The organism is Paucibacter soli (assembly GCF_037482845.1).
Classification (GTDB): Bacteria; Pseudomonadota; Gammaproteobacteria; order Burkholderiales; family Burkholderiaceae_C; genus Paucibacter_B; species Paucibacter_B soli.
In genome coordinates, this window is the sequence record NZ_JBBHJW010000011.1 from 226,479 (window position 1) to 233,831 (window position 7,353).

6 protein-coding genes are annotated in these 7,353 nt (G+C 66.8%); 5 read left to right on the forward strand and 1 reads right to left on the reverse strand.

Annotation, left to right across the window (positions count from 1 at the left end; all coding sequences use genetic code 11):
* Positions 1-31: 31 nt before the first annotated feature.
* The 3 genes from WG898_RS21835 to WG898_RS21845 all read left to right on the forward strand — a co-directional run bounded on the left by WG898_RS21835 (position 32) and on the right by WG898_RS21845 (position 5,091).
* Positions 32-1,888, forward strand: a complete 1,857-nt coding sequence (locus tag WG898_RS21835) for a DUF885 domain-containing protein (protein ID WP_339604891.1) — start codon at positions 32-34, stop codon at positions 1,886-1,888.
* Positions 1,889-1,991: 103 nt separating this feature from the next.
* Positions 1,992-4,190 (forward strand): hypothetical protein, encoded by a 2,199-nt coding sequence (locus WG898_RS21840; protein ID WP_339604892.1) that lies wholly within the window; start codon positions 1,992-1,994, stop codon positions 4,188-4,190.
* Between the two features lie 64 nt (positions 4,191-4,254).
* Positions 4,255-5,091, forward strand: coding sequence for an SDR family oxidoreductase (locus WG898_RS21845; protein ID WP_339604893.1), 837 nt, complete (start codon positions 4,255-4,257; stop codon positions 5,089-5,091).
* On the opposite strand, the gene WG898_RS21850 is transcribed toward WG898_RS21845, so the two are convergent.
* Positions 5,045-6,100, reverse strand: a complete 1,056-nt coding sequence (locus WG898_RS21850) for an integron integrase (protein WP_339604894.1) — start codon at positions 6,098-6,100, stop codon at positions 5,045-5,047. The two genes, WG898_RS21845 and WG898_RS21850, sit on opposite strands and share 47 nt — an antisense overlap.
* A gap of 8 nt (positions 6,101-6,108) precedes the next feature.
* Here WG898_RS21850 and WG898_RS21855 point away from each other — a divergent pair, with 8 nt between their 5' ends.
* Positions 6,109-6,276: a hypothetical protein gene (locus WG898_RS21855; protein WP_339604895.1), complete on the forward strand. Its 168-nt coding sequence runs from the start codon at positions 6,109-6,111 to the stop codon at positions 6,274-6,276.
* 282 nt (positions 6,277-6,558) lie between these two features.
* A complete protein-coding gene (locus WG898_RS21860; protein WP_339604896.1) occupies positions 6,559-7,311 on the forward strand; it encodes a hypothetical protein in 753 nt (250 codons plus the stop codon).
* The last annotated feature ends 42 nt before the right edge of the window (positions 7,312-7,353 follow it).

Sequence of the window (7,353 nt, forward strand, 5' to 3'; positions counted from 1 at the left end):
CAATGCGCCGGATTCAGCTGCGAGCCCGCCCATGACTTTCTACACCACCACCCGCCGCCTGCCCCTGCTCAGCCACTGCGCGCTTGCCAGCATGCTGACCCTGGGGGCCCTCGGGGTCCTGCTGCCCCAGCCGGCCCTGGCCGCGCAGGCGCAGCAGACGAAGCAGCAGGCGAGCGCCGCCGCCAGCTTCGACGCCGAGGTCGATGCCTTCCTGAAGGCCTATTGGGCGCTGCTGCCCGAGGCCGCGGTGGCGGCCGGCGAATATGCCGCCGCGGCGCGCCTGCCCGCGCCCACGGCCGCCAACCGCCAGGCGCAGCTGCGCTTTTGCGAGGCCTGGCTGCAGCGCCTGGCGCGCCTGGAGCGCGCGCCGCTCACGCCCGCCCAGCAGGGTGATCTGGCGCTGCTGCAAAACCATTTGCGCGCCAGCATCTGGCAGCTGCGCGAGTTCCGCAGCTGGCAATGGGATCCCTCCGAGTACAACGTCGCCGGCGCCTTTGGCGAGCTGCTCAACAAGGACTTCGCACCGCTGCCGCGGCGCCTCGCCCTGATCGAGCGCCGCCTGCAGCAGGTGCCGGCCTATTACCGCGCCGCGCTGGCGCAGCTGCACGAGCCCAGCCCCGAGCATCTGCGCCTGGCGATCCAGCAGAGCGAGGGCGCGCTGGCCACCTTCGCGAGCGAGATCCCGCAGGCCCTGCAGCAGGCGCAGCAGAAAGCGCAGCTGAGCGCCGCTGCCGCGCAGCGCCTGGCGCGCCACAACGGCGCCGCCGAGCGCGCGCTGCAGGTCTATATCGCCGCGCTGAAGGCCCTGGACGCGCGCCAGAGCGCCGCCGGCACGGGGCGCAGCTTCCGCATCGGCCAGGCCGCGTTCGAGGCCAAGTTCGGCTACGACATCCAGGCCGACGTCGATGCCCGCGGCCTTTACGAGCGCGCGCTGCAGCACAAGGAGGCGCTGCACCAGCGCATGAGCGAGCTGTCGGACCAGCTCTGGCCCGGCCTGTTCGGCGACGCCGCCAAGCCCGCCGAGCGCCTGGACAAGATCGCGCGCGTGATCGACAAGCTGAGCGAGAACCATGTCAGCCCGGCCGGCTATGTGGACGAGATCAAGGCGCAGATCCCGGCGCTGGCGAAGTTCGTGGCGCAGCATGATTTGCTGGCGCTGGACCCGACGCGGCCGCTGCAGGTGCGCGAGACGCCCGCCTATATGCGCGGCGTGGCCGGCGCCTCGATCAGCGCGCCCGGCCCGCTGGACCCGCAGGGCGCGACCTATTACAACGTCGACCCGCTGGACAAGTACCAGCCCGCGGAGGCCGAGAGTTTTCTGCGCGAGTACAACCACTGGGTGCTGCAGATCCTCAGCATCCACGAGGCCATCCCCGGCCATTACCTGCAGCTGCTGCATGCCAACAAATCGCCCTCCAAGGTCAAGTCCCTGTTCGGCAATGGCGCGATGGTGGAGGGTTGGGCGGTCTACAGCGAACGCATGATGATGGAGGCCGGCTGGGGCGATGTGGACGGCAAGCCCAGCCCCGAGATGTGGCTGATGTACTCGAAGTGGAATCTGCGCGCGGTCTGCAACACCATCCTCGACTACCGCACTCATGTGCTGGGCCAGGGCCAGGCCGAGGCGCAGCAATTGCTGGAGCGCGAGGCCTTCCAGTCCAAGACCGAGGCCAAGGAGAAATGGCACCGCGCCCAGGTCACAGCGGTGCAGCTGAGCAGCTACTTTGCCGGCTACTCGGAAATCATGGCGTTGCGCGAGCAGCTCAAGGCGCAGCGTGGCGCGGCCTTTTCACTCAAGGACTTCCACACCGAATTCCTCAGCCATGGCAGCGCGCCGGTGAAGATGGTGAGCGAGCTGATGCGCCAGCAGCAGGCTACGCGGCGCTGAGGGTCCTAGGGGGGCAACCCCCCGCGCGGGCGCAATGTATGTGACATTGCGCCACGTCCCTCCGATCTTCCGGCGGCGGCGCACCCGAGCAGGGGGAGCAGCCATGCAGCAAGGCCTTGATCCAAACCGCGTCGGCCTTGTTGCCGTCGTCATTCTGCTTGCGCTGGTGCAGCCGGTACGGGCGGCGGAAACCAAGCAGAGCGGCGACTGGTTCGATGCCGCCACCTGGACGCCCGGCATGCCCGGCGGTGCCGATGCCGCCACCATCAAGGCGGGCCATACCGTGACGGTGCAGCAGGCCGGCGCGGGCGCGCGTTTCGCGTTCGTCTACGGTTCGCTCGAGCTCGCCTCGGTGGGGCCGCCGGCGACGCTGTCGGTGGAGGCCCTCTATGCCAGCGGAGCGGCCGGGCAGGTTTGGCTCAGCAAGGGCGCGCGCCTCAGCAGCGGCAGCGTGGTGCTCAATGGCAGCGCCGGCGGGCCCGGGCTGGTGAGCATCGATGGTGCGGCCACGCCGGACGGCAGCCGCGCCAGCTGGGTCAACTCGCTGGGCTTCGACGTGGGCGTGGGCAACGGCGTCTACAACGGCACCGTGCTGCTCAGCAACGACGCCAGGATAGGTTCGCGCGACACCACCGTGGGCAGCAGCGATGGCCTGGGCCTGGTGGACATCAAGCATTCGAGCTGGGTCAACAGCAACAGCTTCGTGGTCGGCAATGCCGGGCTGGCGACGCTCTACCTGCACGACCGTGCCCTCGTCAGCGATGTGACGGGCGTGATCGGCGCCGGCTCCAACTACTATCTGGCCCGCAATGCGCTGCTGGGCAATGCCGTCGTCGACAACAGCATCTGGACCCATGCGGGCGACTTCATCGTCGGCGACTATGGCAAAGCGCAGCTCAGCGCGCTCAACGGCGCCATCATCAGCAGCCAGAACGCCTATATCGGCCGTGAGGCCAGTGCCATCGCCAGCGCCACCCTGGACGGCGCCAGCTGGACCAATGGCGGCGCCATGTTCGTGGGCTACAACGGCGACGGCACGCTGCTCATCAAGAGCGCTGCCAGCCTGAGCAGCGTGGCGCTGGACATCGGCGCCTCCAAGCTCGGCAAGGGCCTGGTGACGGTGGACGGCACGATGCTGACCCTGAGCCAGGGTTTGATCGTCGGCAACGGTCTGGCAGGCCTGACGGGCGATCTTTACGACGGCCACGCCAACGGCCGGCTCGACATCCGCAACGGCGCGCGCGTCGGCAGCGCCTGGGGCCAGATCGGCAACTGGTTCGGCGCCAGCGGCACAGTGGAGGTTCAGGGCGCCGATGCCGGCGGCCAGCCCGCCAGCTGGATCACCGGCCCGCTCTATATCGGCGAGCGCGGCAGCGGCACGCTGCGCATTGCCGGTGGCGGCCTGGTGCACAGCGCCAAGACCTATCTGGGCCAGGGCCTGGCGGGCGGCGGCGCGCTCTACCTTGACGGCACGGCCGCCGCGCGCGGCGTGCTGGAAACCGAGCAGATCGTGCGCGCCAATGGCAGCATCGTCTTCGACGGTGGCGTGCTGCGCGCCAACAGCAGCGAGCCGAACTTTCTGCTCAATGTGGCGGGCGTGCTGGTGCAGGCCGGCGGCGCCCATATTGACAGCAATGGCCACAGCCTGGGCGTGAACACCACGCTGAGCGGCGCGGGCGGTCTGCACAAGCTGGGCCAGGGCACGCTGGACCTGCAAGGCCTGGCCTCGCTGGCCAGCATCTCGACCGTACAGGCCGGCCGCCTGCTCATCAACGGCAGCTTCACCGGCGACCTGGAGGTACAGGCCGGCGCCATCCTGGGCGGCAGCGGCACGATTGCCGGCGCCGTGCATGTGCTGGCCGGCGGCGTGCTGTCTCCCGGCAACAGCCCGGGCACCCTTGCCGTGCACGGGGCGCTGACCCTGGACCCGCAGGGCGCGCTGCAGATCGAGCTGGGCAGTCAGAGCGACCTGCTGCTGGTGCAGGGCGATCTGGTGCTGAGCGGGGTGATCAACTTCAGCGGCGATGCAGCCTTCTTTGCGGCCGGCGGCATGCCCAGCTTCCTGGCCTACAGCGGCAGCCTGGAACACCAGGGCCTGCGCATCGGCAGCCTGCCGGACGGCCTTGACCGCAACGCCTTCGCGCTGGACTTCAGCAAGCCCGGACTGCTGGGCGTGGCGGCGGCCGTGCCCGAGCCGGCCAGCGCGGCGATGCTGCTTCTGGGCGGCTTGATGCTGCTGCTGCTGCTGCGACTGCCGAAGGCGCTCAAGCGGCTGCGAGGCGGGCCGGCGGCTTGGCACTGAACTGGTGTACCGTCGGCCTAGCGCCCGGCGCGGGCCGGATCGGACACCAGGAGACGCAAGCATCATGTTGACGAACCTCAGCGGCAAGACCCTCTTCATCACCGGCGCCTCGCGCGGCATCGGCCTGGCGGTGGCCAAGCGCGCCGCGGCGGACGGCGCCAACATCGTCATCGCGGCCAAGACCGCCGAGGCCAACCCCAAGCTGCCCGGCACCATTTACAGCGCCGCGGCCGAGATCGAGGCCGCCGGGGGTCAGGCCTTGCCGCTGCAATGCGACATCCGCGACGAGGCCAGCGTGCTGGCCGCGGTGGCCGCGGCGGTGGCGCGCTTCGGCGGCATCGACATCCTCGTCAACAACGCCAGCGCGATCAGCCTCACGCCCACCCCGGCCACGCCGATGAAGCGCTTCGACCTGATGTTCGGTGTCAACGTGCGCGGCACCTACCTCTGCACCCAGGCCTGCCTGGGCGAGCTGACGCAAAGCGCCAAGGCCGGCCGCAACCCCCATGTGCTCAATATGTCGCCGCCGCTCAACATGAAGGAGCACTGGTTCGCCAACCATGTGGCCTACACCATGGCCAAGTACGGCATGAGCGAATGCACGCTGGGCCATGCCGGCGAGTTCAGGCCGCTGGGCATAGGCGTCAACTCGCTGTGGCCGCGCACCCCCATCGCCACCGCGGCGCTGCAAATGATCCCGGGCGTGGACATGGATTTGTGCCGTAAGCCAGAAATCATGGCCGATGCCGCCTACCTGGTACTCACCAGCGATGCCCGCAGCTGCACCGGCAACTTCTTCATCGACGAGGATCTGCTGCGTCAGCATGGCATCACCGAGCTGGACCAATACAGCGTCAAGCCGGGCACGACGAACTTCCTGCCGGACTTCTTTGTCGACTGAGCTCAGCCATCGTCGGCGCCAGCCTCAGCAGGTCGGCAGGGCTGCGCACCGCGCCGCCGGCGAGCCTGAGCACATGGGTGTAGATCATGGTGGTGGCCACATCGGCGTGTCCGAGCAGTTCCTGCACCGTGCGGATGTCGTAGCCGGCCTGCAGCAGGTGCGTGGCAAAGGAATGCCTGAGCGTGTGCGGGCTGGCCGGCTTGGTGGCGCCGATGCCGGCCGCATGCGCGGCGCGCTTGAAGGCGCGCTGGAAGGTCTGGTCAAACATATGGTGCCGCCGCACCGCGCCGGTCCGCGGGTCCGTGGAGTGGGCATTCTGTGGGAACACCCAGAACCATGGCCAGCTCTGGCCTGCCCTGGGGTACTTGCGCTCCAGTGCGTCCGGCATTTCAACGCCGGCGCGCCCGTCTTGCTGGTCCTGACGCCATAGATCGTGGGCCACTCTGAGCTGCTGCTTCAACGGCGCGCAGAGAGACTCGGGCAGCATCACGACGCGATCCTTCGCGCCCTTGCCCTCCCGCACGATGATGGCCCGGTGCGCGAAGTCCAGGTCCTTGACCCTGAGGCGCAAGCCTTCCGTGAGGCGCATGCCGGTGCCGTAGAGCAGCCATCCGAACAGACGCAATGAGCCATCCGGCAAGGCTTCCAGCAGCCGATGGACCTCTTCGCGGCTGAGCACCACCGGCAGCCGCCGCTGCGAGCGCGGGCGACCGATTTCCGACATCCATGGCAACTGCAGCCCCAGCACCTTGCCATAGAGGAACAGCAGTGCGGACAGCGCCTGACGATGGGTCGACGCGGACAACTGACGCTCGCTGGCCAGCCAGCTCAAAAAGGCCTCGACCTCGGGGCCGCCCAGCTCCGAGGGGTGGCGCAGGCGATGAAAGCGGATGAAGGCGCGCGCCCAATGCAGATAGGCGTCTTCGGTGTTGCGGCTGTAATGCAGAAAACGGATCCGCTCGCGCAACTGATCCAGCAGGCGCGCCGATTGCAGCGGCGGCAAGGGCATGGACTTGGATGCGCCTGCTGGTGCTACGCGGCGAGATGGCACGGCAAGCCGCGCAGATGCGGACGCAGATGGAGACGCATAAGCCGCCGCCGATGCCGCCGCCGATGCCGATGCCGATGCCGATGCCGATGCCGATGCAGCATCCCCCGCCGGTACGATGGACGAATCGAGCATGATCGACTCCAATGGCAGCGGCCACAACCAAGGGCTTGCTACCGAGCCGCCCGGCGGTCAAGCCAGTTCAGAATTGGGTGAGGTTTTTCGAAGTTATTTGATACTGTACATACATACAGCATATGCAAGGCAACGCAAGACTTCAAGCGGCCCAGAGGCCGAATCCACGATCGGACATATGGCGACAGCTGGCGGCGCTATGCGTCACCCCATGCGCCATACATCAACGTTAGGGTGCACAAATCTTGTTCCTCTTACCGCCCATCCTTCTCGATAGACGCTTCATGCTGAAACGACTCTTTTCCTTTCTCGGAGGCGCCGCCGCAGCGACCTCATCCCAAAGCGCAGCGCCTACGGATCAAGCAGAACAAGCTCTGTTTCGGCAGATCGCAGAGCGAAGCAAGACCGATCCTTTGATTGGCGCAAAGATCGGCGCTAAGGACGTGACGCAACGCTTGCTTAACGCGATGAAAACAGACCGAGGGGTACACGTCGAGTCGTTGCTGTGCGCTCTAGGATCGTTGGCCGGGTACTCCTGCCAGGCCGCGCTTAGAGCTCTAGCTGCGGCGCGCGGTGCACCGGAGACGAGCCTGCTAACAGTGATCGAGACTCAAGGGGGAAAGACCTACTTCTTTGGGGATCATCTGAACAAGCCACTTGCAGAGTCTCAGTACTCAGTGTGGGGCCTTGCAGCTGGGGGTGCACAGCAAGCGGGTTGCTCCAGCCTTCCAGACATCAACGAAATCTTCAAGCATGTCACGTCGGTAGTTGGAACGGACGCTTTTGGTTTGCCGCGCATCCCCGAGAAAAACAAGCCCCAAGACATTCCAATCAACTACGTCCGCACGTTGTGGCCAGCCCTTTTTCCCATCATTTCAAAGTTCTGCCCTAATCCTGAGCATTGGCCCATTCTGCTGAGCTTGTCGATACAAGAGGTTGTCGGCATGGGCAAGGCGGTGATTGATCCCTGCTTAGCGCTTCAGTTGGTTATGGAGTCTGCTGTCCCGATGTCAAAGGTTAACCTCGGTGCACCCTAACCCTTCATTGGAGCCGACGCCTTTCGGCGCGCCTCAATTCAA

Excerpts from the sequence above, each read along its gene's own strand:
- WG898_RS21845 (WP_339604893.1), top strand. The coding sequence starts at position 4,255 with ATGTTGACGAACCTCAGCGGCAAGACCCTCTTCATCACCGGCGCCTCG.
- WG898_RS21840 (WP_339604892.1), top strand. The coding sequence starts at position 1,992 with ATGCAGCAAGGCCTTGATCCAAACCGCGTCGGCCTTGTTGCCGTCGTC.
- WG898_RS21850 (WP_339604894.1), bottom strand. The coding sequence starts at position 6,100 with ATGCCCTTGCCGCCGCTGCAATCGGCGCGCCTGCTGGATCAGTTGCGC.
- WG898_RS21860 (WP_339604896.1), top strand. The coding sequence starts at position 6,559 with ATGCTGAAACGACTCTTTTCCTTTCTCGGAGGCGCCGCCGCAGCGACC.
- WG898_RS21835 (WP_339604891.1), top strand. The coding sequence starts at position 32 with ATGACTTTCTACACCACCACCCGCCGCCTGCCCCTGCTCAGCCACTGC.
- WG898_RS21855 (WP_339604895.1), top strand. The coding sequence starts at position 6,109 with ATGCGCCTGCTGGTGCTACGCGGCGAGATGGCACGGCAAGCCGCGCAG.